General features: G+C 60.6%; 1 protein-coding gene. It reads left to right on the top strand.

The features are described from left to right. Positions 1 to 43: 43 nt before the first annotated feature. Positions 44 to 733 (top strand): LON peptidase substrate-binding domain-containing protein (locus tag ACXJ7R_RS35255; RefSeq protein ID WP_457155819.1); only part of this gene is annotated, 690 nt, incomplete at its 3' end.

Below are 733 nucleotides of genomic sequence, written 5' to 3'. Positions count from 1 at the left end.
TCGCGGTTGGCTGATTGGCGGCCGCGACATGAAAGGTTGGACAATGGCCAAAATATCCAAGGCTCCCAGCGACGGCGTCTTCGCAGTCCTCCCACTGCGCGACATCGTGGTGTTCCCGCACATGATCGTTCCGCTCTTCGTCGGGCGTGAAAAGTCGATCAAGGCGCTGGAAGAGGTGATGGGTCAGGAGAAGCAGATCCTGCTTGCCACCCAGATGAATGCCGCCGACGACGATCCCGAGCCCGATGCCATCTTCGACATCGGCACGCTCGCCAATGTGCTGCAATTGCTGAAGCTGCCGGACGGTACCGTCAAGGTTCTGGTCGAAGGCGCCTCGCGCGCGAAAATCGTCTCGTTCACCGACCGTCCCGACTTCCACGAGGCCCGCGCCACGGCGCTGGTCGAGCCGGAAGAGGAAGAGGTCGAGGTTGAGGCGCTGGCTCGCTCGGTGGTCACCGACTTCGAGAACTACGTCAAGCTGAACAAGAAGATCTCGCCAGAAGTGGTGGGTGCCGCCAGCCAGATCGACGACTATTCCAAGCTCGCCGACACGGTCGCGTCGCATCTCGCCATCAAGATTCCTGAAAAGCAGGAAATGCTGGCCACGCTCTCGGTCAAGGAGCGGCTGGAAAAGGCGATGGGCTTCATGGAAGCCGAAATCTCCGTCCTGCAGGTGGAGAAGCGCATCCGTTCGCGCGTCAAGCGCCAGATGGAGAAGACACAGCGCGAATAC

Source organism: Mesorhizobium sp. P5_C1, from assembly GCF_054049815.1.
The sequence above is the reverse complement of the archived record's forward strand: the minus strand, read 5'-3'. Positions and strand labels throughout refer to the sequence as shown.